This is a genomic window from Hyphomonas sp. (genome assembly GCF_016125515.1).
Taxonomy (GTDB): Bacteria; Pseudomonadota; Alphaproteobacteria; order Caulobacterales; family Hyphomonadaceae; genus Hyphomonas.
Genome location: NZ_WGLO01000011.1, coordinates 36,139 through 60,427 on the forward strand (window position 1 = coordinate 36,139; position 24,289 = coordinate 60,427).

The following is a 24,289-nucleotide window of genomic DNA, read 5'->3' on the forward strand; positions in this document are numbered from 1 at the left end:
GCGCTAGCGGACCTGCACGCCGTGGAGGAATAGCTGCACGACGGTGCGCACGGAGGCCTTGATCTCGTCCGGACCCGGACGGAACGAAGGATTCAGCAGCGCCCGGGTGACCAGACCGGCGCGGGCGAGCGCGATGAAGAGGAAAGCGGCCTCCACGGGGTCCTCGACTGCGATTTCGCCGGCTTCGGCGCGGTCCATCAGATAGGCGGCGAGCGCTTCGCTGACGCGGTCCGGCCCGTTCGCCTGGAAGGCGGCGGCGACTTCCGGATGCTTGGCGCCGAGGCTCAGCAACAGTCGGTACATTTCCAGCGATTGCGGCTCCAGCAGCATGGTCAGCGACTGTTCGGCGATGCGCGTGAGGCCGGTTTCGATGGGCGTGTGGGCGGAGAGTTCCACGAACATCGAGGCTGACAGCAGCTGCGCCCGCTCGCGGATCATGGCGAGGAACAGGCCCTGCTTGTCGCCGAACTGGTTGTAGAGCGTCGTCAGGGACCCGCCGGCTCGCCGGACGATCTCGGCCATGCTGGCGGCGTCATACCCCTGCTCCAGGAACACTTCGCGCGCCGCCGTGAGGAAGGCTTCACGGCGCAGGTCGCCCCGGCTCTTGGTGGCAGGGGGGCTGGGTTCGAGTTCGTGAACGGGCGGTTTAGACATCCGGCTCCACCGGTAATTGACATTACACTTTTCATAGCTAAGTGTAACCGGAATTACAAGCCACTCCGACGTAGCGGAGCCTCCCGGTGAAACACGCCTTGAACATCAAACCGCTTCTGCGCCAGCCCATGGAGGCGCCGGCAGACGGGGCCGAAATGCCTGGCCCGGCCGATTCCTCCCCGGCCGGGTCAGCCATCGGGCGATTCCGGCTTGAACGCCGGACCGTCCTGACGGGGCTTGGCGCCGTCCTGGCACTGCTGGCACTGTTCAAGATCGCCGACTGGTGGACGACCGGGCGGTTCGAAGTGCGCACCGACAACGCCTATGTCCGCGCCGAGATCACCTCGATCTCTCCGCGTATCCAGGGCTATGTTTCGCGGATCGCGGTCACCGATAACCAGGTCGTCGCGCCGGGCGACCTGCTGCTGGTGCTGGAGAATGCTGACGGTACCGCGCTGCTGGCCGAGGCGCAGGCCGCGCTGGCGCAGGCGAAATCCGACGCCGCCCAGGCCCGCGCGCAGCTGGCCGCCCAGCGCAACCTGCTGCTCTCGGCAAAAACCCAGCTGCAGGCGCAGACAAACAAGCTGAACGAATTCAGCGCCGGCAGGGAAGCCGCGGCCGCCGAAGCGAAGCTGGCCAAGGACGAACTGGACCGCGACCGTGACCTTGCCGCCAAGGGCCATTACCCGGAGGCGCGCGTTACCACCGCTGAAACGCAGGCCGAAGCTGCTGCCGCCGCGCTGGATCAGGCCAGCGCCGCCGTCGTGTCGCAGCGCAGTCAGATCTCCCTCGCCCGCGCCGGCATCAGCCGCGCCGAAAGCGACGTGGCCGCCGCCGAAGCCGCCGTCGCCAGCGCCGATGCCCGCGTTGCTGCGGCGCAGGCCCGTGTCGAGTCGGCGCAAGTGAACAATGGCCGTGCCGAAATCCGGGCGCCGGTGGCCGGCATCGTCGCCAACAAGACCGTTTCGGAAGGCCAGATGCTGAGCCCGGGCCAGCAGGCCATGTCGATCGTGCCGGTCGAGAAGGCCTATGTCGTCGCGAACTTCAAGGAAACGCAGGTCGAGCGCATGCAGGCCGGCCAGCCCGTGGAGCTGCGCTTTGATGCCTATCCGGACCTGAAGGTCACAGGCGTAGTCGAGTCGCTGGCCCCGGCTTCGGGCGCGCAGTTCAGCCTGATCCCGCAGGACACCGCGACCGGCAACTTCACCAAGATCGTGCAACGTATTCCCGTGCGCATCGCCCTCTCGCCTGAAGCGCTGGCAACCGGCCTGATGCGGCCCGGCCTGTCGGTTGAGGCGACCGTGACGGTCAAGCCGGTCCACAGCTGACATGAGCGCCGCGACGACCGGTCCAGGCGCCGCGCCGGCCACCGGTGCGGACGAGAAGGTGCCGATCACCCTGCATATCGGCTTCTTCGCGATGGTGATCGGCATGTTCATGTCGATCCTCGACGTGCAGATCGTCGCCAGTTCCATCCATGAGATCCAGGCCGGCGTCTCCGCCAGCAGCGACGAGATTGCCTGGGTGCAGACCGCTTACCTGATTGCCGAAGTCGTCGGCATTCCCCTCTCCGGATTCCTCAACCGCGTGTTCGGCATGCGGCGCCTGTTCCTGATGTCAGCGGCCGGTTTCACGATAGCCAGCGTGCTTTGCGCGCTGTCCTGGGACCTGCAATCGCTGATCGTGTTCCGCTGCCTGCAGGGCTTCATCGGCGCGGCCATGGTGCCGACGACGATGGCAGCCGCGTTCACATTGTTCCCGGGCGGACGATCGATGACCCAGCAGGTGATGATCGGCATGGTAGCGACGCTGGCGCCGTCCATCGGCCCGACCTTGGGCGGCTCGGTGACCGAGCATTCGAGCTGGCACTGGCTGTTCCTCCTCAATGTGCTGCCGGGTATCGCCGCCGTGGTGCTGGTCTACCTCTATGTGCCCCGGAAGAATGGCGACCTGTCGCTGCTGAAGCGCATCGACCTGATGAGCCTGGCCGGCATGGCATTGATGCTGGGCACGCTGGAATGGGTCGTCGAAGAAGGCCCGAAACAGAACTGGTTCGAGAGCCGCGAGATCGTCGCCGGATCGCTGGTCTGCCTGTTTTCGGCGACCATCTTCTTCCACCGCTCGCTGACCAGTGACACACCCGTCGTGGACCTCAGCGTATTCCGTGACCGGAACTTTGCCTCCGGTGCACTGGTGGGCGCCGTGATGGGCGTGGGCCTTTACGGATCGGTCTATATCCTTCCGCTGTTCCTCGGGCAGGCGCGCGGCCTGTCCTCGCTGCAGATCGGCCAGATCATGAGCGTGTCGGGTGTGGCGATGTTCATCGGCGGTCCGATTGCCGGCGCGCTGACGCGGAAATTCGATCCCCGCATCGTGCTGACCCTCGGCCTCGTGCTGATTGGCGCCGGAACGATGGGCAATGCGCACATGACATCCGAGACCGGGTTCGAACAATTGTTCTGGCCGCAATTCCTGCGCGGCATCGGCCTGATCATGACGATGGTGCCGACGACCACGCTGGCCATCGGCCTGCTGAAGCCGGAACAGGTGGCCAATGCCTCGGGCATCTTCACCTCGATCCGCAACCTGGGCGGGGCGATCGGCATCGCCCTTCTCAATACGATGATGCTGCACTTCCGCTCGCTGCACGAACAGGAATTGGCGGCCGGCATGGACCCGGCCCGGCCCGAGGTGCAGGACTATATCGCCCGCACAACCGCCGCGATGCAGCTGAACGGCGCCGCCGACCCGCACGCGATGGCGGTGGCGCAACTGGCGATGCGGATGAAGCAGGAAGCGTTGATCATGACGTTCAACAACCTGTTCTTCTGGATGGCCGTCTCGTTCATCGTGGTGCTCGGGGCAGTCATGGTGCTGCGCAAGCCGGTGAACATGGCCAGCGGGCCAGCGCACTGAAACCGCAGTGTCAGGGCAACACGCCGAGGGCGCGCACGGACTGCCACACATCGTCCACGGACAATTCCTTCAAGGTGGGCGCGGCATTGACGATGACCGGCTTCGGACCGCGCGGCGCGGAATGGTCCGGATTGCTTTCGGTGAGCGCGAAGAGCGCAATGCCCGGCGCGCCGGCGAGCGTGGCCATGTGCATGGGGCCGGTATCGTTGCCGACGACGAACAGCGCGGTTTCGGCGAGGGTCACGATCTGGAAAAGATCCGTACGCGTCACAAGGCTCTTGGCCCGCGGCTCACGCTTGACGATGTCCTGCGCGATCTGGCCTTCGGCCTTGCCGCCGATGATGGCCGGCTGGATGCCGGCATCGGCGATTCGCTTGGCGAGTTCGGCATAATTCTCGACCGGCCAGCGCTTGGCTTCGCGGTGTTCCGAAGCGCCGGGGATCAGCAGCATGTAAGGCGGGGTGAGCCCGAAATAGGCGGGGTTCAGGCGCGGCGTGTTGCCGAGTTTCGGGCGCACCCAGCCGAGATCCGGGAACGGCGCATTGCGGCCAAGCCAGCGGCCGGACGGCGCAACGCCCGCGACCTCGAGCTGCTCGGCCAGCCGGTCGATCGAATGCATGCTGCCGCGCGCCGGATTGTCGTGGAAGAAGGCCGCCTTCGCATGGTGGCCTGACCAGAGCGGCGTCTTGCCGCCGCGCGAGAGGACCGCAAAGTAGTTGCGCGTGCGGTCGCTGGTCTGGAAGTCGTAGATGATATCGTACTTCGCCTTCTTGATGCGCTGCACCAGGGCGGCCGTGGCCTTCATGCCTTCCGGGCGGCCGTCGGTTTCGACCGCATCGACATAGGGGCAGACCTTGGCGAATTCCTCGAAGGGCGGCGTGGTCAGCAGCGTGATCCGGGCGGAGGGGTGAAACTCGCGCACAGCCCGCATGGCGCCGAGTGACAGCACGAAGTCACCCAGCGCGCTGAGCTTGATGATCAGCACTTCCTTTGCCTTCGCTCCCGGATTCTCCGGGCTGGCGGTTTTCGTCCGCGCGCTGCTCAATGCCTAGATTTCCCCTACTCCAACAAGCGCTTATAGACGTTCAGTGTCGCCGCCTGAAGCCCTCTTTTCGAGAAGTTCCGGATAACGTGGGCGCGGCCCTCGCGGCCCATGGAGGCGCGCGAGGCAGCGCCGAGCGACAGCATGGCCCGGATCGCCCCGGCAAGCGCGGGGGCGCTGCCGGGTTCGGCGCGGGTGCCAGTGACGTACTCGATGACGGTTTCGCGCCCGCCGCCATGGTCGGACACAATCACCGGGCGGGTCATGGCGGAGGCCTCGGCCGCGACACGGCCGAAGGCTTCGGGGCGGATGGAGGGCGCCAGCACGATCCCAGCCGCGAGATAGGCGGCCGGCATGGCGGCGGCGCTGATGTGCGGTGAGAGGAACGCCGAGCCGGTGAGGCCGCTGGCGGTGATCTGCTGTTCGAGCTCCGACACGTAATCGTCGCGGCCCTGGGCGTCGCCGGCCAGCACGAGAACAAGGCCTGCGCGTTCTTCCGGGGCGAGCAGCGCCAACGCGTCGAGGGCGAGGCCCTGCCCTTTCCAGCGCGTCAGGCGGCCCGGCAGCAGGAGTACAAGGCGCGGATCGCCCGCGAGGCCCCAGAGGGCGCGGATACGCTCAACGTCGGCGACCGGCACCTTTGCGGGATCGAAGACATCAAGGTCCACGCCGCGCGGGATGGTGACGATCTTCGCGGGGTCGAGTCCGTGGACGTTGCAGATGTGCGCGGCAATCCATTCGGAATTGGCGATCACGAGGTCGCCCTTCGCCATGACGGAATTGTAAGCCCGCTTGAGGCCCGAGGTGCCGGAATAGGCGCCGTGATAGGTGGTCACGAAAGGCACGCCTTCGGCTTTGGCAGCGGCCCAGGCGCTCCAGGCGGGCGCGCGGGAGCGGGCGTGGACGAGATCCACCTTCTCCTCGCGGATGATCTGGCGCAGCTTGCCTTCGTTGAGCTTGATCTTGAGCGGGTTGCGGCTCTTGGCGTCCATACGGAAAAGCTCGCCGCCGAGGCGCGCCAGTTCGGGCTCCTGACGACCGCCTTTGCTGGCGAGCAGCGCGCGCCCGCCAGCGGCCACGATGGCCTCGGTGACTTCGAGGACCGTGCGCTCCACACCGCCTGCCGACAGTTCCGGCGCGACCTGGAGAATGGTCCGGCCTTTCAGTTCTGGTAATTCGACCAATACGCGGCCCGCCCTACTCGCTTGACAGGCGAGAGAGATGGCGGAAGGCAACCTCTATGACAATGGAATCTTTCACCTCACCCGAGGGACGCCGCCTGGCGTTCCGCCGGACCGATCCCGCCCCGGGCAAGCCGACTTTCGTGTGGCTGTCGGGATTCAAGTCCGACATGAGCGGCGGCAAGGCGATGGCCGTGGAGGCCTGGGCCAAGGCGCAGGGCTGCGGCGCAATGCTGTTCGACTATTCCGGGCATGGCCAGTCGGGCGGGCGATTCGAGGAGGGCACGATCAGCGTCTGGCGCGAGGATGCGCTGGCGGCGATCGATGCGCAGACGGAGGGGGCATTGGTGCTGGTCGGTTCCAGCATGGGCGGTTGGATGGCCTTGCTGGCGGCGTTGGCGCGGCCGGGGCGCGTGAAAGGGCTGGTGCTGATCGCCCCCGCGCCGGACTTTACCGAAAAGCTGATGTGGCCGGAGTTCACGCCGGCGCAGCAGGCCGAGATCATGGACGAAGGCTTCACGCTAAGACCCTCCGACTACGGAGAACCCTATCCGATCACGCGGGAGTTGATCGTGGACGGCGCGCGCTGGTCGCTGATGGATGGCGACATCGCGTTCGACGGGCCCGTGCGGATCTTGCAGGGCATGCAAGACCCCGAAGTGCCCTGGGGCCATGCGCTGGCGCTGGCATCTGCAATGACCGCAGACGATCTGGTGCTCACCTTGATCAAGGACGGCGACCACCGGCTGTCGCGGCACGAGGATATCGCGCGGCTGCTGGCGGTGTGCGGGGAAGTGGCGGAACGGGTCAGCTAGACCTGAAGCAGGACAGCAGCGGAATCGTCGCGGGCTTTGATGCGGACGCCGTGGGGCCTGGCTTCGTGCTGGCGCAGGGCGTTGATGGCGGCCGGAAGGCCATGCTCCAGCACCCGGGCCAGCAGGCTCGCTGGCGTGTCGAGGCCGTAGGGTTCGACAAAACGGAAGAAGCCGTCGGTCATCAGCAGCACGTGCGCGCCGGAAGGCAGCACAACCCGCTCGGTGTTCAGGTGCGCCGCCGCTGCGGGATTGAGGGTGATGAGGCCGCGCGCGGGCGCATTGGCGCCGAGGCGCTGCGCCTGAAGGATGGCGAGACGCTCCGCATCCGGCAGCGCAAGCATGCGGGCCGCTTCGCGCGTTTCCGCATCGGCCTTTTCCTGCGTGCCGATGAGGCGGGCGCCGCCCGGGGCTTCCGCAATCGCGAAACAATCCCCTGCCCAGACAAATTCGCTGGCCTCCCCATCGCGGCGCATCCAGATGGCCGAGGCCACAGGGCTCGCTTCGCCGGGCAGCGTGTCGAGGGGCAGCCGGGTGCAGCGCCGGGCTTCAGCCGCGACATCCGTCAGCACACGGCCGAAATAGGGCTTCGCCCCCTCCCCGGCCTGCGGACCGGACAGGAGACGCGATGACACGGTTTCTGCGAGCCAGGCCGCGCCGCTTTCGTCCGGAAAGGGCTTGAGATCGGTCACGTCGGTTGCCCCGTCGATGACCCAGGCGCAGCCGGCAGCCGCATCGAACCCGTACCGGTCATCGCCCGTCTTGCCCGGCGTGCCGGGATCGTTGACGGTGTCCAGAACCTTGATGATCATCGGACCTCTAACCGGCCTCTCAGCCTTTGTCGGCAGATTTGCAATGCGCGACGATGGCGTTGGCGTGCCCATGGCCGAGGCCATGCTCTTTCTTGAGCCAGGCTACGGTCTCGGCATGCTTGGCACCCTTGCGGGTGGCAACGAGGGCGAACCAGTGGCTCATCTTCTTGCCGTAGGTCTTCTCGATCGAGGGAAAGTAGGACGCCGGTCCCTTGATCGGTTCGGTTCCCATGCTGTCGTCGGCCATTGTGTGTCCCTTCGGGAGGTGCAGCGACGGCCTTGAACGGCGCTGGGGTTTTCAGTTCTGCGATCGGATCAGGGCTTAGTCCCGCAGCAGTTCGTTGACGCCGGTTTTCGAGCGCGTCTGCGCATCGACCGTCTTGACGATCACGGCGCAGGCGAGCGACGGGCCGCCCTTGGGATCCGGCAATGTGCCGGGCACGATCACGGAGTAAGGCGGCACCTTGCCGTAGATGATCTCGCCGGTCTGGCGGTTCACGATCTTGGTGGACTGGGTGATGAACACGCCCATCGCGAGCACGGAGCCCTCGCCGACGACAACGCCTTCAACGACTTCCGAGCGCGCACCGATGAAGCAATTGTCTTCGATGATGGTGGGATTGGCCTGCAACGGCTCGAGCACGCCGCCGATGCCGGTGCCGGCCGAGATATGGCAGTTGGCGCCGACCTGGGCGCAGGAGCCGACCGAGGCCCAGGTGTCGACCATGGTACCCTCGCCGACATAGGCGCCGATATTCACATAGGACGGCATCAGCACCGCGTTCTTCGCAATGTAGGCGCCGCGGCGCACAGCGGCCGGCGGCACGGCGCGAAAGCCGGCTTCCCTGAATTCGGTGGCGCCCCAGCCTTCGAACTTGGAAGGCACCTTGTCCCACCAGTTGCCGCCGCCAGGCGTGCCGGCGATGACGCCATTGGCGTTGAGACGGAAGGACAGAAGCACGGCCTTCTTCAGCCACTGGTGCACTTTCCAGCTGCCGTCCGCCTCCTTCGTGGCAACGCGCGCTTCGCCGCTGTCGAGCAGGCTGATGGCGGCATCGACACTGTCGCGCACTTCACCGCGGGTTTCTGTGGACAGCGATTCGCGTGCCTCCCAGGCAGCATCGATCACGCGGGCAAGGGCATCCGTCATCTTGTCAGTCTTTCCGTTTCTCAACCGGGCGAACCAGGGCCGAATCCAGAAATCCGGCAAGGTCGCCGGTGATGTAGTCGATGTGTCCAGCCCCGTCACCCCCGAACACGTCCCCTGCCCCGGCGGGACGCGCTTCGATGGGCTCATGGCTCCAGTCCTTGGCGGAATGGACCAGCACGGTGGTGAAGCCGAGCGACTTGGCGGGCAACAGGTTGCGCGCGAGATCCTCGAAAAAGATCGCGCCTTGCGGCTCCACTTTGTGCAACCGGCAGAAGCCTTCGTAGGCGGCAAGATGCGGCTTCGGGGTGAACCGGCTCTCCTCGATGCCGAAACTGTCGTTGAACAGGTGAGCGAGGCCCATCTTCTCAATCACCCGCTCCGCGTGACGGCGGGGGCCGTTGGTGTAAATGAACTTTCGGCCCGGCAGGGCGGCGATGGCGCGGCGCAGATGCGGCAGGTCCGGCAGGGGCGACAGGTCGATCTCGTGGACATAGTGCAGGAACTCGGCCGGATCGAGGCCGTGCTCGGTCATCAGGCCGGACAGGGTGGTGCCATAGGTTGCGTAATAATGCTTCTGCAGCTTGCGGGCTTCGTCCCGCTCCAGACCAGTCAGGCGGGCGACGAAATCCGTCATGCGTGTGTCGATCTCGGCAAAGAGATCGCATTCGGCCGGGTAGAGCGTGTTGTCGAGGTCGAACACCCAGTTCGAGATGTGCGCAAGATCCGGCGCGGGCGGCGGCTTACTCGTCATCCTGATTGGCCTGGGTAAAGTCCCGTTCGAAGAATTCATAGACCAGCTTGCGCTCGGTGGGGGCGGGCGTGCGGGCGAACAACGCCGTGCGGTAGGAGCCCTCCTCGCACTTGTCGCGGCCGGAAATTGCGAACTTCGCCCGGCCGACGCAGAACGCTTCGGACGCCCGCGACAGGGTGCGCAGGCCGGTCGGCTCTTCCATCTCGGCATAGACGAAGTGTTCTGAGCCGCGCAGCGGGCGGTCGATCACACGGGCGCAGCCGCCGGCCTCGATGCGCCACCAACCGCGGCTTTCCCAGCCTTCGGTGCTGCGCCGGGCAATTGCGCTCCAGATGCGGTTCTTGGTGCGGTTGCACAGCGTGAATCCGACACTGCGGCCGCGCTCTTCGGCGGCCTGTTCGAGATAGTCGATCAGGTCTGCGTCCGACGTGTCGGCTGGCAGGCCCTTCAGCTTCAGGAAGTCGTTGATGGCGGACCGTGTGCGATTGCCGATGTACCCATCGACGGCGCCGGAGACGATGCCCGCCTCGTCGAGCAGGCGCTGCAGGCCCGCATTGCGGGCGTCGTTCAGCGACCAGTCCTCGATTTCGGTGAAATTGTTGGTCCAATTGTCGGAGCGCTTGATGTCGACCGGGCGGAAACCCTGCGCATCGAGGCCCATGGCGGCGCAGTCGGGCGGGCTTTCCAGCGAGAAGCCACCGGTCGGGTCGACGCAGAGCTCCTTCTGGCCGCCCCATTCGCGCCCGCCGCCCTGGTGGGCGCTCGATCCGCGGCCGTAGAGATAGTGGATACCGGGCGTCAGGGGCCCAGGTAGCGCGATCTTGCAGGTGCCCGGCGGCAGTTTCGTCCAGCCGTCGACCGTGATGCCGGTGCCTTGGGCGTGGCCGACCGCCGTTTCGATGATGTAACTGGTGCGATTGCAGAGCTTCCAGCCTGTGCCGTCAGCCTCCTGCGCGCGCGTCGGCAGGACCAGTGCCGTAACGGTCACCAGCGCCAGGGCGGCAATTCTAAGAAACAAGCGTTCCAGCGCCATGTTCGGTAAACAGCTCCATGAGCAGGGCGTGCGGCGCACGCCCATCGAGGATAACCGCCGCCCCGACCCCTTGGACCACGGATTGTGCTGCTGTTTCAAGTTTCGGAATCATACCGCCTGCAGCTGTGCCGTCCGCGATGAGGCCGGCCACCTCGCTGACGCGGATTTCCCGGATCAGGTTTTTCGACTTGTCGAGCACGCCGGCCACATCGGTCAGCAGCAGCAAGCGGCTGGCGCCGAGTGCGGCGGCGACGGCGCCGGCGGCGGTGTCGGCGTTGATATTGTAGCGCGCGCCGTCTTCGCCCACGCCCACGGGTGCGACAACCGGGATCAGGTCGGCATCCGAATCGCGCAGCGCCTTCAGCACGGCAACATCGACGAATTCAGGCTCGCCGACATAGCCGAGATCGACGATCTTCTCGATATTGCTGTCGGGATCCTTCTGGGTCTTGGTGGCCTTGCGGGCCCGGATCAGGTTGCCATCAGCGCCCGAGAGGCCCACGGCCTTGCCGCCGGCGGAGTTGATGGCGCGGACGATGGATTTGTTGATCGGACCGGACAGGACCATTTCGACCACTTCCATGGTCGCGTCATCGGTGACGCGCAGGCCGTCCTTGAACTCGGACTTGATCGCCAGCTTGTCCAGCATCGCACCGATCTGGGGCCCGCCGCCGTGGACCACGACCGGGTGTATGCCGAGCAGTTTCAGCAGGACGACATCGCGCGCGAAGGCCTTGGCCAGTTCAGGGTCAACCATGGCGTGGCCGCCATATTTGATCACGATGGTCTGGTTGTCGTAGCGCTGCAGGTAGGGCAGCGCTTCGGACAGGGTGCGGGCCGTCAGGAGGGCCTGGGTCATGGCGTCGGTCATGGGCCGGGTGTGTAATGCGTTTCGCGGGGCCCGCGCAATGCCCGTTCAGTCGAGCGCGAGGCGCATGAACAGGCTGTTCGGGTCGTCGGTATAGTCCCCGAAGGGTCCGCACAGCGTGAAGCCGTAGGCCTCATAGAGCCGCCGTGCGGGAATGAAGGCATCCATCGAGCCGGTTTCCAGTAGAAGCGCCGTGTAGCCCCTCCGGCGGGCCTCAGCGAGGATGTGTTCGAGCATACGCCGGCCGAGGCCCCGGCCCCGCTGCACCTCGCGGGTGTGCATGGATTTGATTTCGCCCGTACCGTCGCCGAGATCCTTGAGGGCGCCGCAGCCGAGGAGGGTGCCGGCTTCCCAAAGGCTCCACACGCTGACGGAGGGCTGTTTCAGACCTTCGAGCGGCAAGAAATGGCAGCTTTCCGGCGGCGAGGCGGCCAGCATGGTGCGCGCGTGGACGGCGATCAGGTCGGCCATTTCTGGGCCGGAGAGATCATCAGGACGGATTTCGAGCATCGAAGGCGGCCTTGAACGGAGCGCACATCGCTAATCCACGCGCCCTTGCGGCTCAAGCCTTGCCGAAGCGTGCAGGCGACAAGGCCAGCGCGACCCGGTAGGGTCCCGCCGCAAACAAGACACAAGGGGCGAGGGCATGAAGCGGATTCTGGCAGGTTTGGGCGGGCTCATTGTGCTCGGCATGTTGGGAACGGGGATCTGGCTGTGGCACCCGGTGGGCAGCCAACCGCCGGCGTCAGAGCTCGCCGCCGCCGCAGCGAATTATGACGCTGAAATCATCCGCGATTCCTTCGGCGTGCCGCATGTCTACGGCGCGCGGGATGCGGACACCGCCTTCGGCCTCGCCTATGCGCATGCGGAGGATGATTTTGAGACCATCCAGGAGACCGTCGCAGCGGCGCGCGGCGTGCTGGCGCGCTATCGCGGCAAGGATGCCGCCGCGATCGACTACATCGCCTCGCTGCTGCGCGTTTGGGGCACGATCGAGGAACGCTACGACGCCGACGTGCCCGCCGATGTGAAGGCCATGGCCGAGGGCTATGTCGCCGGCCTGAACCTCTACGCTTCCGAACATCCCGAAGAGACCTGGGCAGGACTTGCTCCGTTCACACCGGAAGACGTGGTGGCAGGGTTCATGTTCAAGACCCCGTTCTTCTACGGGCTCGACGATACGCTGCTGAAATTGTTCGGCGCGGACTATACCCAGTCCATCGCGCTCGACCCGGCCGGACCCAAGAAGGCGTACCTGTTGGGACCGCGCCCCGCGAGCGAACTCGGCTCGAATGCGTTTGCCGTTGCCCCCGCCCGGTCCGGCGACGGGTTCACGCGCCTTTTGATCAATTCCCACCAGCCGCTGACCGGGCCCGTCGCCTGGTATGAAGCGCAGGTGACCTCCGGCGAGGGCCTCGACATCACGGGCGGGCTTTTCCCCGGTACGCCGGTCATCCTGCACGGGTTCAACAAGCATCTCGGCTGGGCCAACACGGTCAGCGCGCAGGACCTGGTCGACATATATGTTCTGACAATCAACCCGGACAACAAGAACCAGTACTGGTTGGACGGCGCCTGGGCGGACTTTGACGTGACGACGGCGCACATCAATGTGAAACTGGCAGGCCCGTTTGCCTTTCCGGCGACCCGGCCTGTGAAGCGGTCCGTCCACGGACCGGTGATCGAAGGGCCGACTGGCACCTATGCCATCCGCTTTGCCGGAATGGGCGAGATCCGCCAGCTGGAACAGTATTACCGGCTGAACAAGTCCGAGGACCTCGACCAGTTCATGGGGGCGATGGCGATGAACGCCCTGCCCTCGATCAATTACATCTATGGCGACAAGGCGGGCAACATCGCGTTCATCCACAATGCCCAATACCCGAACCGCAATGATGCGTGGGACTGGTCAGGTGACCTGCCGGGCGACCGATCGGATCTCGTCTGGCAGGGCTATCATCCTTGGAAGGACGTACCCAAACTGGTCAATCCGGCCTCCGGATTCATCTTCAATTCCAACAACGCCCCCTATTCCGCAACGGACGGACCGGACAATTTGAAACCGGAGGACTTTCCGCAATCGATGGGGCTGCAGACGAACCAGTCCAACCGCTCGCTCCGCACGATCGAACTGACGGGCGACAGGGACCCTATCGACCGGTCGCGCCTCCTGGCGATCAAGTTCGACAACAAATACGCGCAAGGCTCCGAGGCAGACGAGGTCGTGAAGGCGGTGCTGGCCAAGGATTGGTCGGCTGAGCCGGAGATGGCCGAGGCGGCCGAGCTGCTCGCGAGTTGGGATTACGGTACCGATGCCGCGAGCCGCACCGCAGCGCTCGGCAGCCTGACTACCAGCCGGACCATTACCGAGAAGTACACCCGTCTCAAGGCCCCCGCGCCGGAGACGGCGTTCCGCGAGGCCGTCGCCTGGCTGAAGTTGCACCACGGGCGTATCGATCCGGAATGGGGCGAGGTGAACCGGCTCTTGCGCGGAACCGTCAACCTGCCGATCAGCGGCGCGCCCGATACTTTGCGGGCCGTGTATCCGAAGGAAATCGGAGACGACGGCGAACTGCACATGTCGGCCGGCGACACCTGGATTGCGCTGGTGGAATGGGATCCGGAAGGCCGGCAGACCGCACAGGTGATCAGCCCGTTCGGCAGCGCCACGCTGGATGAGACCTCGCCGCACTATGCAGATCAGGCGCCGCTGTTCGCAAAGGAAGAATGGCGCACGGCCCTGCTGATCAAGGCGGAAGTCGAAGCGGATGCCAAACGCCGCTATCGTCCGGGCAAGGATTAAGCCCGGACGGGGGGATCAGAGAAAGGCGACAATCTCGGCGCGCAGATCGGCGATGCCCCAGCCCTTTTCGGACGAGGTCTGCATCACGACCGGATGGGCTGCGCCGCGCTTGCGAAGCTTGGCGGCCACATCGGCGGCGGTCTTTTCGACTTCCGCCTTTGGAACCTTGTCGACCTTGGTCAGGACGATCTGGTAGGTGACCGCTGCGCCGTCCAGCAGGTCCATGATCTCGTGATCGGTGTCCATCAGGCCCCGGCGCGCGTCGACCAGAAGGAACACGCGGCGCAGGCTGGGCCGGCCGCGCAGGTAGGACTTGATCAGCTTGGTCCAGGCGGCGACCTGCGTTTTCGAAACCTGCGCATAGCCAAAGCCCGGAAGGTCGACGAGGTAGAGCTGGCCGCCTCCGATATCGAAATAGTTCAGCTCACGCGTGCGCCCGGGCTCGGCCGAAGAGCGGGCGAGTTTGGCGTGGCCGGTCAGGGCATTGATCAGGCTGGACTTGCCGACATTCGAACGGCCGGCAAAGCAGACTTCGACGCGGTCGGCGACAGGAAGGCCCTTGAGGTCCACGACGCCCATGACGAATTCGGCCGGGCCGCTGAAGAGCAGCCGGCCGGCTTCGATCTGATCATCGGGGTATGAGGGCGCGTCCAATTATTCCGCCGGTGCCTTGCGTCGGCCGAGCAGGCCCGACACGAACTTGCCGACCTCGGTCTCGGCGCCATTGAGGCGCATGATGGTGTACTGCTGGATGAAGGTGAGAACGTTCGACCAGACCCAGTACAGAACCAGACCAGCGGCAAATCCTCCGAACACGAACATGAATACCAGCGGCATCGCCATGATGATGCGCGCCTGCATCTTGTCCGGCGGCGGCGGCGAAAGCGACTGCAGGACCGCCATGGTGCCACCATACAGAAGCGGCAGGATGCCGATCCCTATGATCACGCCGATGATCGGAACGGCTTTGATGTCGGCCGCCGCCCAAGGCAGCAGGCCGAACAGGTTGCCGATGGCGGTCGGATCGGGCGCCGACAGGTCCTTCATGTACCAGAAGGGCTCGTGGCGCATGTCGAGCGTCACATAGAGCGTCTTGTAGAGCGCGTAGAAGATCGGAATGGTGACGAGGATCGGCAGGCAGCCGCCGATGGGGTTCGCACCTTCCTGCTTGTAGAGCTTCATGATCTCCTGCTGCTTGCGCTGGGGATCAGAGGCGAAGCGCTCGTTGATCTCTTTCATCGGCTCCTGAAGCTTCTTGAGCTTCGCCATCGACTTGAAGCTGGCATTGTAGAGCGGCACCAGCGGCAGCTTGATCAGGACGGTGAAGGCCAGGATCGCCCAGCCGAAAGAACCGACATGGCCGTGCAGCCAATGCAGGATGTAAAAGAACGGCTTGGTCAGGAAGTAGGCCCAGCCCCAGTCGATCGCGTCGATCATCATGGGGATGTCCTGATTGTTCTCGTAGTCGCGCAGGACTTCGAACTTCTTGGCGCCGGCGAAGATGCGGTTCTGGACGGTCACGCTCGCGCCCGGCGCGAGGCTGACATCGGCGCCCTCGGTGCGCACTTCGAGCGGGCCGCCGCGCGCGAGGCTGGCGCGGTTGACGGAAGCGGCGAACGGCGTCGCCTGGTCCGGGACGAGCGCGCTCATCCAGTACATGTCGGTGAGGCCCCACCAACCACCTTTCGTGGACGGGAAAACACCATCGGCCGCTTCGCCCTTGGCTTTCTTCGAAGCCATCAGCGGCTTGTACTTCTGCAGGCGGAGGGTTTCCTCGGTGACCCCCATCAGGCCCATATGGGCAAGTCCGCTGGAGGCTGCAGAGGCCGGGTCGGTCGCCTTCAGAAAGCTCTGCCAGTCACCCTCGCGCTCGATCGAGCCAATGGGGCGGAGCGTCTTGGCGGCGCCGGACGTGTTGGTCACCGTGTCAGTGAAGGTGAAGAGGTAGTTCTCGTCGACCGAGACAATCCGGTCGATGGTGACGCCTTCGGTTTCCAGACGGAGCGTGACAGGCGTCGTGGCCGTCAGCGTGCCCTCCCCCACCTGGGTCCAGGCCGAATTGCGGCCCGCGACGAGCGTATTGCCGTCCGCCCAGTAGTACGTGGTGAAATAGCCGAACTCGGTTTCTTCAGGGCGAAGCAGGCGGATCTCTTCCTCGTCATCGACGGTCAGGAAGTATTTCTTGAGCTGCAGGTCATCGAGGCGGGCGCCGGCGAGGCGGAGCGAGCCGTCAAGCGACGCAGCATCGATCGGCACGCGCGGCGAGGCGGCAAGCGCCTCGGGCAAAGGCTTCGGACCTGCCGCTTCGGCGGCGGCGGTGTCGACCGTCGCGGTCTGCTCCTGCGCAGCGACGATGGCCTGCTGGGCCTGATAGCGCTTCTGCGCCGGCTCCATCACGAATGTCTGGTACAGGAAGACGAACGCGATCATCGCCACCATGGCGAGCAGGAAATTGCGCTGATCTTCTTTTTCCATCGGGAGCGTTCCGCAAGATTGTAGGCTGGGCGCCAGGAAGCGGCGCAAGGGGCATCAAATGCGCGCGAGGCTTATCAGCGCGCTTTCCATATCGTCAAGCAATCGGGACCAGCCCACTTCGAGTGTCGCCTCCCGGGCGATGAACACATAATCCCAGCCCGGGCGGCCATACCGGGCCAGAAGGCGCCGGGACGCCTCGCGGAGGCGGCGTTTCGCGCGGTTGCGCTGCACGGCGCCGCCGATCTTCTTTGTCGCCGTAAAGCCCTCGCCCACATGGGTTCCGGGCTCGTCACCCGCCCGGGCGCGGGCCTGGATGACCACCGATTTTCGTCGTTCGGTGACGCCGTCACGTGCAAATGTGAATTCGCGCCGCTTCTTGAGGCGGCGCGTTTCGGGAAGGATAGGATTTTCGGGGCCGGGCATCTTCGGCCTCCCGGTTTACCGGGCCCGAAGCGCCCGAAAAGGGAGAATCAGGCCGAAAGGGTCTTGCGGCCCTTGGCGCGGCGGCGCGCGAGCACCTTGCGGCCATTCTTGGTGGCCATACGCAGGCGGAAGCCATGGGTGCGCTTGCGGCGGAGGTTGCTCGGCTGGAAAGTGCGTTTCATGGGACTGCTCTGGGCTTGGAAACTGGGAAGCGCGGCTGATACAGGCGGGCGGCGGCGCGGTCAAGCCGGGCGAGATGCAAAAATGCGCGTCGCGCGCAGGCCGGCCTCACCGCCTCGTGAGATGCATGCCGGCGCTTTGATCTATATGGGGGCTCTGAACCGATCAACGGAGTTTCCCATGCGCCTGGCCGCCCTATGCCTTGTTACCCTTGCGGGCAGCCTTTTCCCGGCCCCCGGATCGGCCGATACAGCGCAGACACCCCGACAGGAGACAACCGTGCCCGCCAAACATGCCGACTGGACCCGTCTCCTGAAAGCCTATGTCAAAATGGGCAGCGACGGCATCACGCGGTTTGATTATGGCCGCCTCGCCGCATCCGAAAAGGACCGGGCCGCCCTGGACGCCTACATCGCCCGTTTCGCGGCGATGGACCTTTCGGCGAAGACCGACGCCAATTTTGCGACCTGGGCGAACCTCTACAACGCGGTGACCGTCCGCTACATCGTCGAGCGTTATCCGGTCAAATCGATCAAGGACGGTTATTTCACCGGCGGCCCGTGGAAGGATGTGAAGGTGGACGCGGGCGGCCAATTGGTCTCGCTGGATGACATCGAGCACAAGATCCTGCGCAAGACCTGGGGCACGCCGCAAGTGCACTATTCGATCAACTGCGCCTCCTATTCCTGCCCGAACCTGCCCCCCAGGGCCTGGGAGGCCGCCACGCTGGACAAGGACCTCGCCGCAGCCGCACGCGCTTACATCAGTCAGGCCCGCGGCGTGACGGTGACGTCGAAAGGGCTTGTCCTGTCCTCCATCTATGACTGGTTCCAGGCCGATTTCGGCGGATCCAAAGACGCCGTGATTGCGCATCTCCTGAAATATGCAGAACCGGAACTCGCCGAGAAAATCCGCGCCAACCCGAAAATCGTGCGCTACCGGTATGACTGGTCGCTGAACGATGCGGCGAAGCTGAAGAAGGGCTGAGACGATGGCCGACACCCCCGCCCCGCTCTGGCGCCGCCTCTGGCCGCTTGCCCTCATAATCGTCGCGCTGGCGGCGGCCTGGGCCGGCGGCGTGCAAAACTATCTCTCGCTGGAGACCCTGCGCGAACAGCGCGGCGTCCTGCAAGCCTTCGTTTCGGATCACCTTGTGCTCGCCGTCGCCGCCTATATCGCCATCTATGCCGCCGCCACGATGCTGATGCTGCCGGGCGCATTGTGGATCACCATTTCGGGCGGGTTCCTGTTCGGGCTCTGGGGCGGCACGCCGGCCACAATTGCCGGCGCCACGCTGGGCGCGAGCGCGCTGTTCCTGGCTGCAAAATCCTCCGTAGGCGCCGCATTGCGCGAACGCGCCGGCCCCTTCGTGCAGAAGATGGAGAAAGGGTTCCAGGAGGACGCGGTCTCCTACATGTTCGCGCTGCGCTTCCTGCCGGTCGTTCCCTTTCCGGTCGCCAATATCGCGCCTGCGATCTTCGGCGCCAAATTCCGGGACTATGTGATCACCACGGCGCTCGGCATCGTGCCGGGCGTGCTGGCCTATACCTGGATCGGCGCTGGGCTGAGCGCGACGTTCGCGGCCGGGGGTGATCCCGACCTTGCCAGCGTGGCGCGCAACCTCATCCCGGCCTTTGCCGCACTGGGCGTCGTCTCCTTGCTGCCAGTCGCCTACAAGAAACTGTTCCCGAAAAAGGTGCCTGCCTGATGGCTGACGTGAAAACCCTCAAGGCGGACCTCTGCGTCATCGGCGCGGGTTCCGGCGGCCTCTCGGCGGCGGCCGGCGCGGCGATGCTGGGCCTCAAGGTCGTCTTGTTTGAAAAGCACAAGATGGGCGGCGACTGCCTCAACTATGGCTGCGTGCCTTCAAAGGCGCTGCTGTCTGCTGCCAAGGCGGCGCATGCGCCGAGAGAAGCGGCGAGGTACGGCGTCGATGCACCGCCTGCCCGCGCCGACTGGAACAAGGTGAAGGCCTATGTTGCCGGCGTGATCGAGACGATTGCACCGGTCGACAGCCAGGAGCGGTTCGAGGGGTTGGGCTGCACCGTCATCCGCGAAGCCGCCCGCTTCGCCGACAAGGATACCGTCGTGTCCAACAGTGTGCGCGTGAAGGCGCGGCGGATCATCGTGGCAACCGGAAGCCAGGCGGTCATTCCGCCGATCCCGGGCCTCGCCGATGTGCCCTACCTCACCAACGAGACGATCTTCTCGATGCCGGAATTTCCCGAGCACCTGACCGTCCTTGGCGGCGGTCCGATCGGCATGGAGCTGGCGCAAGCCTTCTGCCGCCTTGGCGGGAAGGTCACCGTGCTCGAGATGGGCCGCGCGCTCGCCCGCGCAGACGAATCCCATGCAGCCCTTGCGGTGGATGCGATCCGCAAGGAAGGCGTCACGATCCTAGAAGGCCACAAGGCGGCCCGTGTTTCGGGCGGGCCGGGCAATGTCACGGTTCACGCCGTAGGGCCGAGCGGCGAAACCGCCATTCAGGGAAGCCATCTACTGGTCGCACTTGGCCGCCGCGCGGTTCTGGACGGGCTCGACCTCGGCAAAGGCGGGGTCGACCACACTGCGACGGGCGTGACGGTCGGCGACACGCTCCGTTCGAAAAGCAATCCGCGCGTCTGGGCGCTGGGCGACTCTGCCGGGCGTGAACAGTTCACCCATGTCGCAGGCTGGCATGCCTCGGTGTTCATCCGCCGCGCGTTCTTCAAGCAAGGCAGCACCGCGGCGAGCCTGCCCGTGCCGGCGGTGACTTACACGTCGCCGGAAATCGCGCAGATCGGCTTGACCGAAGCGGAAGCGCGCAAGCAATTCGGGGATGCGGTGACGACGTCCGCCTTCCCGTTCCACGACAACGACCGCGCGATTGCAGAGGGCAAGACTTTGGGCGAAGCCAAGCTGGTTCTGCGCAAAGGCAAGCTGATCGGTGCCTCGATTGCAGGCGACGGTGCGGGCGATATCCTGCAGGTCGTCTCGCTCGCCATGTCGAATGGCCTGAAACTGACCGCGCTGACGAACTTCATCTCGCCTTATCCGACGCGCGCCGAGGTGGTGAAACGGGCAGCGTCTGCGCATTTCACGCCCAGCGTGTTCGGCAAACCCGCGCGGACGCTGGTCGGCTTGTTGCAGCGCATTCCCTGAGAGGCAACGGGACCCCCGTTCCCCTTCCGGCAGATTTCGCTTAAGCGTCAGCGGGTGAGCCCGCCTGTGCCTGCCCCTGAACCGACGCCGCCGCCGGGCTTGAGGCGCCTGACGGACAGCCTGGCTGCGCGCCTGTTCGCCCTGACGCTCGGCGCCATCCTGTTCACCGAATTCCTGATCTTCATCCCTTCGGTCAGCGGCGTGCGCACGCAATGGCTGAACGAACGGGTCTCAGCGGCCCGCATCGCGTCCCTGGCGCTGGAGGCCGCCCCGATGCGGGAAGTGTCGGACGAGCTGGCCGAAAGCCTCCTGATGAAAGCCGAAGTGCTGGCGGTTGCCGAAATCGAAGACGACATGCGCTTCCAGCTGCTCGCCCCCAAGACAGTGATTGAAGGACCGACCCGGCCGGTCGACCTGCGCAGCTCCACGATGGCGGGGCGATCTGCCGCCGCGCTCACGGAATATTTCGCGCCGAAGGACCAGATCCTGATCCTTACCGCCGATGGGGCAGAGGCCGGCCGTGTTCTGGAAATCGTCCTGCCACAGGCTCCCCTGAAGGCCACCCTGGTATCCTTCGCCTGGCGGATCGCCGGCCTGTCGCTGATCATTGCGCTGGTGGCCGCCGTCCTTATCTACGCCGTCCTCGACGCCTTGGTCGTGCGGCCGATGAAGCGCGTGACGATAAGCGTCGAGCAGTTCAGCAGGGATCCGGGCAGCTGGTCGCGGCGGCTGTCTCCCACGGCGCGGCGTGACGAGATCGGCCGTGCACAGAATGCCTTGTCAGGTATGGAAGAGGCCGTGGCCGACGCCTTCCGGCAACGTGCCCACCTTGCCGATCTTGGCAGCGCAGTCGCCAAGATCAACCACGACCTGCGCAATTCACTCGCTTCGGCGCAGCTGGTCTCGGACGTCCTGTCGAAATCCGAGGACCCGCGTGTGATGCGCGCCGCGCCGCGTCTGGAACGGGCGCTGGAGCGCGCCATCGAGCTGGCAACCGCCACACTGGACTATGGCAAGGCAGCGCCCCGCCCGCCGCGTTTACAGCCCGTCAGCTTGCGGACGGTCCTGATTGAAGCGGCAGACGAAGCCCTCAATGGCGACGGGGTTCGCGTGGACGCCGACATTCCGCCAGACCTGATCCTGCAGACCGATCCGGACCACCTGCACCGGATCGCGTCGAACCTCCTGCGCAATGCGGCCGACGCCATGACGCAGGCTGGTACGCCAGCCGCGTGCGTGCGCATTTCCATCGAAGGCGGCGCGCTGATCTTCCGCGACAATGGGCCCGGCCTGCCCGAAAAGGCGCAGGCGAACCTTTTCCGGGCGTTTGCAGGATCCTCCCGAACCAATGGTACGGGGCTCGGCCTGGTAATCGCCCACGAACTGGCAGGCGCGCTGGGCGGGGAACTCACCTTGCAGGAAACCAGCGATGCCGGAACCGCTTTCCGGTTGGCCCTTCCCGGATTGCCGGCATGACGGCTTATATACCGCCGCCCACGCGGCCGGGAATTGTCTTCGCCGATGAGACGCTTCTGGCTATCGACAAGCCCTCGGGCCTTCTCTCCGTACCCGGACGAGGCGAGGACAAGGCCGACTGCGCCCTCTCCCGCGTGCAGGCCGACTTTCCGGACGCGCTGACAGTGCACCGGCTCGACATGGCCACCAGCGGCTTGTTGCTGTTCGCCCGCAACAAGGAGATGCAACGCGCGCTGTCCGGCTTGTTTGCACGGGGCGAAATGGCGAAGCGTTACATCGCAGACGTCTGGGGTGTGCCGAACCCGGCTTCGGGCGAGATCAGCCTGCCGCTGATCACCGACTGGCCGCGCCGGCCCTTGCAGAAGGTCGACTGGGAGGTCGGCAAACCCAGCACGACCCGCTACGAGACGCTGCGCGCGCAAGCCGGCATCGCCCGGCTGGCGCTGACGCCGCTGACCGGCCGGTCGCACCAGCTGCGGGTTCACCTTGCCGAGATCGGCCATCCGATCCTCGGCGACGAATTCTATGCGCACGACAAAGCCCGCGCCGCCGCGCCGCGCCTCGCCCTGCATGCAGTCTCCTTGCGCTTCACGCATCCGGCGACCGGGCAGACTGTATCGCTCGAAGCGCCGGTGCCGTTCTGAACAGCATTGACGCATCCGGACGGTCGATATATTGAGAAACGATAAAATCAATTTTCACGGGAGCCTGTCATGCGCGCCGAGCTTGTCCGCGTTGCCCTTCACGAGATCGACATCAAGATTGTCTCCGAAGACCGCATGCATGTGCTGCAATGGCGCCGCAACCTGCTCTGGGACGAGGTCCTGCTCGACGGCAAACGCCAGGCATCCAGCCACGGCCTGTTCGGGCGCGAGAAGGTCTACGGTCTCGTGTTCGGGCGCGATGCCGAAGGCCGGGGCGGACAGCAGGTGATGCTGATCCTCGATCCCGGCTATGGCAGCTATGACTATTCCCACAACGGACAGCGGATCAGAGGCGTGCGTCTCGAAGGCGTTGACGGCACGCTGGTTTCGTTCGGTTCGCTGGATGCGAAAGCCCTCGAAAAACCAGCAACGTTTGCCGACTGGATGAAGAAATCCATGGGCATGGATTGGGGTCAGGATCGTCGTCCGAACTGAACGCGCCTCAATTCGCGGCGGCAATATCCAGAAGCAACCTGTCGATGACAGGGATGACCGAGTCTGCATCTGCCGGGCGCTCATTGGCGATCACGGAGAAGACGAGTGTCTGTCCGCTCGACGCTTCCATGAACCCGGATAGCGCATTGACGCCCTGCACCGCGCCGGTCTTGGCAAAGATGCGGCCTTCAAGCGGCGTGCCACGAAACCGACGTTTGAGCGAACCGTCGCGGCCGCCCACCGGCAAGGTGGCGCGGAACATGTCGGCCCAGGGTTGGTTGGCCGTCCAGCGGAGAAACGTCACGGTCGCGGCCGGGGTGATGCGGTTGTAGGGCGAGAGGCCTGAGCCGTCGAAAAGTTCGACTTCGGCCCGTCCGATTCCCAACGGGTCGAGCATCGCATGGACCGCGTCCAGCCCGTCTTCGGCCCCGTCACCGCCCATCGTCCGCGCCAGAAGACGCAGCAGGGTCTCGGCGTAGAGGTTGTCGCTGTCCTTCATCAGATAGGCGACGCCATCGATCAGGGGTGGCGGCGTCAGGCGGGCGATCTCGATGCCGACCATCGGCGCATCGCTCCGTGCCCGGACCTTGATTACACCTTCGACAACGACGCCGCGTGCAGCCAGAAGGCGGGCGAAGCGTTCTGCGGCGCTGGCTGCAGGATCTTCCACGCTCAGGAAGAAGTTCCGGCCCGCGGCATCGACTGCAAGGTTTCCAGACAGGCGCACCGTTCGCGTTCCGGGCAGGCGCAGGACGCTCAGGGTCTGCTCGCTGCCCGGCGGCCCTGTCACGGCGTCGTTCACGACGTCCAACAGATCGTCGCCTTCAGCCCAGACTGCAAGGATCGGCTCACCCTCTTCCGGTCCGGGGCGAACTACCAGCGCAGCCGCGTTGCCATTGACCGTCAGCGCAGACACCGGAGCACCGAAATAGAAAGGCAGGTTGTTCCAGCTCCAGCCCATGCCCCAGGGCTCATGCGGGAAGGCCGCATCGTCCGCATAAAGATCGGCGATGCGGGTGATGCCCTGCGCGACCACGGCGTCCGCCAGTTCATGGAGACAATTGGTTTCGCAATCCGCCCCATCGCGCAGGGCGGGGTCACCGGCGCCCACCAACACCAGCGATGGCGGCGCATCGCCCTCCCCTTTGAGACGTTGCAAGGACGTGCCGAGCGCCGGATCGGACTGCTCAAGGCCGGGAACGTAGCGAAACATCGCGGCCGCCGTGAACAGTTTGGTGTTCGACGCGGGCATGAACCGCTCGGCTGCGCGATCAGAGAAGACAATTTCACCGTCAAGCGTGGTGATGTGAACGCCGAGGCGTACGCCTTCAGGTGGCGACGCTTTGATTGGCGCGGCCGGCGCAGAGACACAGGCCGATACGATCAGGCCAAGTCCCAGAAGCGCGCCTTGCCAGACCGGGTTGCGGATCATC

At 65.3% G+C, this 24,289-nt stretch carries 25 protein-coding genes; 10 read left to right on the forward strand and 15 right to left on the reverse strand.

The window, feature by feature from the left end; genetic code table 11:
* Window positions 1-3 precede the first annotated feature (3 nt).
* The gene (locus GC148_RS10440) at window positions 4-654 is read right to left on the reverse strand and encodes a TetR/AcrR family transcriptional regulator (protein WP_291070689.1); all 651 of its coding nucleotides are present in this window, start codon (window positions 652-654) and stop codon (window positions 4-6) included.
* A gap of 86 nt (window positions 655-740) precedes the next feature.
* Between GC148_RS10440 and GC148_RS10445 the strand changes: the two genes are divergently transcribed.
* Window positions 741-1,982: an HlyD family secretion protein gene (locus GC148_RS10445; RefSeq protein ID WP_291070690.1), complete on the forward strand. Its 1,242-nt coding sequence runs from the start codon at window positions 741-743 to the stop codon at window positions 1,980-1,982.
* A 1-nt stretch (window position 1,983) separates the two neighbouring features.
* Window positions 1,984-3,570 (forward strand): DHA2 family efflux MFS transporter permease subunit, encoded by a 1,587-nt coding sequence (locus tag GC148_RS10450; protein WP_291070691.1) that lies wholly within the window; start codon window positions 1,984-1,986, stop codon window positions 3,568-3,570.
* Window positions 3,571-3,580: 10 nt separating this feature from the next.
* Here GC148_RS10450 and GC148_RS10455 read toward each other — a convergent pair whose 3' ends face one another.
* Both GC148_RS10455 and GC148_RS10460 read right to left on the reverse strand, forming a co-directional pair.
* Window positions 3,581-4,615 (reverse strand): glycosyltransferase family 9 protein, encoded by a 1,035-nt coding sequence (locus tag GC148_RS10455; RefSeq protein ID WP_291070692.1) that lies wholly within the window; start codon window positions 4,613-4,615, stop codon window positions 3,581-3,583.
* A gap of 14 nt (window positions 4,616-4,629) precedes the next feature.
* Complete coding sequence (locus GC148_RS10460; RefSeq protein WP_291070693.1) at window positions 4,630-5,796, reverse strand: glycosyltransferase; 1,167 nt, start codon at window positions 5,794-5,796, stop codon at window positions 4,630-4,632.
* A 56-nt stretch (window positions 5,797-5,852) separates the two neighbouring features.
* On the opposite strand from GC148_RS10460, the gene GC148_RS10465 reads away from it, so the two are divergent.
* Window positions 5,853-6,608, forward strand: a complete 756-nt coding sequence (locus tag GC148_RS10465; RefSeq protein ID WP_291070694.1) for an alpha/beta hydrolase — start codon at window positions 5,853-5,855, stop codon at window positions 6,606-6,608.
* Here the strand turns inward: GC148_RS10465 and GC148_RS10470 are convergent.
* The 7 genes from GC148_RS10470 to GC148_RS10500 all read right to left on the reverse strand — a co-directional run bounded on the left by GC148_RS10470 (window position 6,605) and on the right by GC148_RS10500 (window position 11,729).
* The gene (locus tag GC148_RS10470; protein ID WP_291070695.1) at window positions 6,605-7,417 is read right to left on the reverse strand and encodes a protein phosphatase 2C domain-containing protein; all 813 of its coding nucleotides are present in this window, start codon (window positions 7,415-7,417) and stop codon (window positions 6,605-6,607) included. The two genes, GC148_RS10465 and GC148_RS10470, sit on opposite strands and share 4 nt — an antisense overlap.
* Window positions 7,418-7,436: 19 nt before the next feature.
* On the reverse strand, window positions 7,437-7,649 hold the full coding sequence (locus GC148_RS10475) for a DUF4287 domain-containing protein (RefSeq protein ID WP_366063687.1): 213 nt from the start codon (window positions 7,647-7,649) through the stop codon (window positions 7,437-7,439).
* 90 nt (window positions 7,650-7,739) lie between these two features.
* Window positions 7,740-8,567 (reverse strand): 2,3,4,5-tetrahydropyridine-2,6-dicarboxylate N-succinyltransferase, encoded by an 828-nt coding sequence (gene dapD / locus GC148_RS10480; RefSeq protein WP_291070697.1) that lies wholly within the window; start codon window positions 8,565-8,567, stop codon window positions 7,740-7,742.
* Window positions 8,568-8,571: 4 nt separating this feature from the next.
* Window positions 8,572-9,318, reverse strand: a complete 747-nt coding sequence (locus GC148_RS10485) for a pyrimidine 5'-nucleotidase (protein WP_291070698.1) — start codon at window positions 9,316-9,318, stop codon at window positions 8,572-8,574.
* Entirely contained in the window at window positions 9,308-10,351 is a 1,044-nt protein-coding gene (locus GC148_RS10490) for a DUF1036 domain-containing protein (protein WP_291070699.1), read from the reverse strand. The genes GC148_RS10485 and GC148_RS10490 overlap by 11 nt, the downstream gene beginning before the upstream one ends.
* A complete protein-coding gene (gene argB, locus GC148_RS10495; protein WP_291070700.1) occupies window positions 10,326-11,210 on the reverse strand; it encodes an acetylglutamate kinase in 885 nt (294 codons plus the stop codon). The genes GC148_RS10490 and argB overlap by 26 nt, the downstream gene beginning before the upstream one ends.
* Window positions 11,211-11,267: 57 nt before the next feature.
* Window positions 11,268-11,729: a GNAT family N-acetyltransferase gene (locus GC148_RS10500; RefSeq protein ID WP_291070701.1), complete on the reverse strand. Its 462-nt coding sequence runs from the start codon at window positions 11,727-11,729 to the stop codon at window positions 11,268-11,270.
* 136 nt (window positions 11,730-11,865) lie between these two features.
* On the opposite strand from GC148_RS10500, the gene GC148_RS10505 reads away from it, so the two are divergent.
* Entirely contained in the window at window positions 11,866-14,022 is a 2,157-nt protein-coding gene (locus GC148_RS10505) for an acylase (RefSeq protein ID WP_291070702.1), read from the forward strand.
* Window positions 14,023-14,037: 15 nt separating this feature from the next.
* Here GC148_RS10505 and yihA read toward each other — a convergent pair whose 3' ends face one another.
* From yihA to rpmH, 4 genes are read right to left on the reverse strand one after another with little or no spacing between them, the layout of a single operon-like run.
* Window positions 14,038-14,676 (reverse strand): ribosome biogenesis GTP-binding protein YihA/YsxC, encoded by a 639-nt coding sequence (gene yihA, locus GC148_RS10510; protein WP_291070703.1) that lies wholly within the window; start codon window positions 14,674-14,676, stop codon window positions 14,038-14,040.
* Complete coding sequence (gene yidC, locus GC148_RS10515) at window positions 14,677-16,497, reverse strand: membrane protein insertase YidC (protein WP_291070704.1); 1,821 nt, start codon at window positions 16,495-16,497, stop codon at window positions 14,677-14,679.
* Window positions 16,498-16,551: 54 nt separating this feature from the next.
* Complete coding sequence (gene rnpA / locus GC148_RS10520; RefSeq protein WP_291070705.1) at window positions 16,552-16,920, reverse strand: ribonuclease P protein component; 369 nt, start codon at window positions 16,918-16,920, stop codon at window positions 16,552-16,554.
* A gap of 47 nt (window positions 16,921-16,967) precedes the next feature.
* Window positions 16,968-17,102 carry a 50S ribosomal protein L34 gene (gene rpmH / locus GC148_RS10525; protein WP_291060395.1) on the reverse strand — a complete coding sequence of 45 codons (135 nt, stop codon included), beginning with the start codon at window positions 17,100-17,102 and terminating at the stop codon, window positions 16,968-16,970.
* A 277-nt stretch (window positions 17,103-17,379) separates the two neighbouring features.
* Between rpmH and GC148_RS10530 the strand changes: the two genes are divergently transcribed.
* The 6 genes from GC148_RS10530 (at window position 17,380) to GC148_RS10555 (ending at window position 22,856) form a co-directional block, all read left to right on the forward strand.
* Complete coding sequence (locus GC148_RS10530; protein WP_291070706.1) at window positions 17,380-18,087, forward strand: DUF547 domain-containing protein; 708 nt, start codon at window positions 17,380-17,382, stop codon at window positions 18,085-18,087.
* Between the two features lie 4 nt (window positions 18,088-18,091).
* Window positions 18,092-18,808 carry a VTT domain-containing protein gene (locus GC148_RS10535; protein WP_291070707.1) on the forward strand — a complete coding sequence of 239 codons (717 nt, stop codon included), beginning with the start codon at window positions 18,092-18,094 and terminating at the stop codon, window positions 18,806-18,808.
* Window positions 18,808-20,241, forward strand: coding sequence for an FAD-dependent oxidoreductase (locus tag GC148_RS10540; protein ID WP_291070708.1), 1,434 nt, complete (start codon window positions 18,808-18,810; stop codon window positions 20,239-20,241). Before GC148_RS10535 ends, GC148_RS10540 begins: the two co-directional genes overlap by 1 nt.
* Before the next feature lie 54 nt (window positions 20,242-20,295).
* The gene (locus GC148_RS10545) at window positions 20,296-21,717 is read left to right on the forward strand and encodes a HAMP domain-containing sensor histidine kinase (protein ID WP_291070709.1); all 1,422 of its coding nucleotides are present in this window, start codon (window positions 20,296-20,298) and stop codon (window positions 21,715-21,717) included.
* Window positions 21,714-22,361: a pseudouridine synthase gene (locus GC148_RS10550; protein WP_291070710.1), complete on the forward strand. Its 648-nt coding sequence runs from the start codon at window positions 21,714-21,716 to the stop codon at window positions 22,359-22,361. The genes GC148_RS10545 and GC148_RS10550 overlap by 4 nt, the downstream gene beginning before the upstream one ends.
* A 69-nt stretch (window positions 22,362-22,430) precedes the next feature.
* Window positions 22,431-22,856: a hypothetical protein gene (locus tag GC148_RS10555; protein ID WP_291070711.1), complete on the forward strand. Its 426-nt coding sequence runs from the start codon at window positions 22,431-22,433 to the stop codon at window positions 22,854-22,856.
* Window positions 22,857-22,863: 7 nt separating this feature from the next.
* Here the strand turns inward: GC148_RS10555 and dacB are convergent, their stop codons facing one another.
* Window positions 22,864-24,288, reverse strand: coding sequence for a D-alanyl-D-alanine carboxypeptidase/D-alanyl-D-alanine-endopeptidase (gene dacB / locus GC148_RS10560; protein WP_291070712.1), 1,425 nt, complete (start codon window positions 24,286-24,288; stop codon window positions 22,864-22,866).
* Window position 24,289 lies beyond the last annotated feature (1 nt).

Bases quoted from the DNA above. Each gene is read 5' to 3' on its own strand.
- GC148_RS10440 (WP_291070689.1), bottom strand. From the start codon at position 654: ATGTCTAAACCGCCCGTTCACGAACTCGAACCCAGCCCCCCTGCCACC.
- GC148_RS10450 (WP_291070691.1), top strand. From the start codon at position 1,984: ATGAGCGCCGCGACGACCGGTCCAGGCGCCGCGCCGGCCACCGGTGCG.
- GC148_RS10465 (WP_291070694.1), top strand. From the start codon at position 5,853: ATGACAATGGAATCTTTCACCTCACCCGAGGGACGCCGCCTGGCGTTC.
- GC148_RS10470 (WP_291070695.1), bottom strand. From the start codon at position 7,417: ATGATCATCAAGGTTCTGGACACCGTCAACGATCCCGGCACGCCGGGC.
- GC148_RS10475 (WP_366063687.1), bottom strand. From the start codon at position 7,649: ATGGGAACCGAACCGATCAAGGGACCGGCGTCCTACTTTCCCTCGATC.
- dapD (WP_291070697.1), bottom strand. From the start codon at position 8,567: ATGACGGATGCCCTTGCCCGCGTGATCGATGCTGCCTGGGAGGCACGC.
- GC148_RS10485 (WP_291070698.1), bottom strand. From the start codon at position 9,318: ATGACGAGTAAGCCGCCGCCCGCGCCGGATCTTGCGCACATCTCGAAC.
- GC148_RS10490 (WP_291070699.1), bottom strand. From the start codon at position 10,351: ATGGCGCTGGAACGCTTGTTTCTTAGAATTGCCGCCCTGGCGCTGGTG.
- argB (WP_291070700.1), bottom strand. From the start codon at position 11,210: ATGACCCAGGCCCTCCTGACGGCCCGCACCCTGTCCGAAGCGCTGCCC.
- GC148_RS10500 (WP_291070701.1), bottom strand. From the start codon at position 11,729: ATGCTCGAAATCCGTCCTGATGATCTCTCCGGCCCAGAAATGGCCGAC.
- GC148_RS10505 (WP_291070702.1), top strand. From the start codon at position 11,866: ATGAAGCGGATTCTGGCAGGTTTGGGCGGGCTCATTGTGCTCGGCATG.
- yidC (WP_291070704.1), bottom strand. From the start codon at position 16,497: ATGGAAAAAGAAGATCAGCGCAATTTCCTGCTCGCCATGGTGGCGATG.
- rnpA (WP_291070705.1), bottom strand. From the start codon at position 16,920: ATGCCCGGCCCCGAAAATCCTATCCTTCCCGAAACGCGCCGCCTCAAG.
- rpmH (WP_291060395.1), bottom strand. From the start codon at position 17,102: ATGAAACGCACTTTCCAGCCGAGCAACCTCCGCCGCAAGCGCACCCAT.
- GC148_RS10535 (WP_291070707.1), top strand. From the start codon at position 18,092: ATGGCCGACACCCCCGCCCCGCTCTGGCGCCGCCTCTGGCCGCTTGCC.
- GC148_RS10540 (WP_291070708.1), top strand. From the start codon at position 18,808: ATGGCTGACGTGAAAACCCTCAAGGCGGACCTCTGCGTCATCGGCGCG.
- GC148_RS10550 (WP_291070710.1), top strand. From the start codon at position 21,714: ATGACGGCTTATATACCGCCGCCCACGCGGCCGGGAATTGTCTTCGCC.
- GC148_RS10555 (WP_291070711.1), top strand. From the start codon at position 22,431: ATGCGCGCCGAGCTTGTCCGCGTTGCCCTTCACGAGATCGACATCAAG.
- dacB (WP_291070712.1), bottom strand. From the start codon at position 24,288: ATGATCCGCAACCCGGTCTGGCAAGGCGCGCTTCTGGGACTTGGCCTG.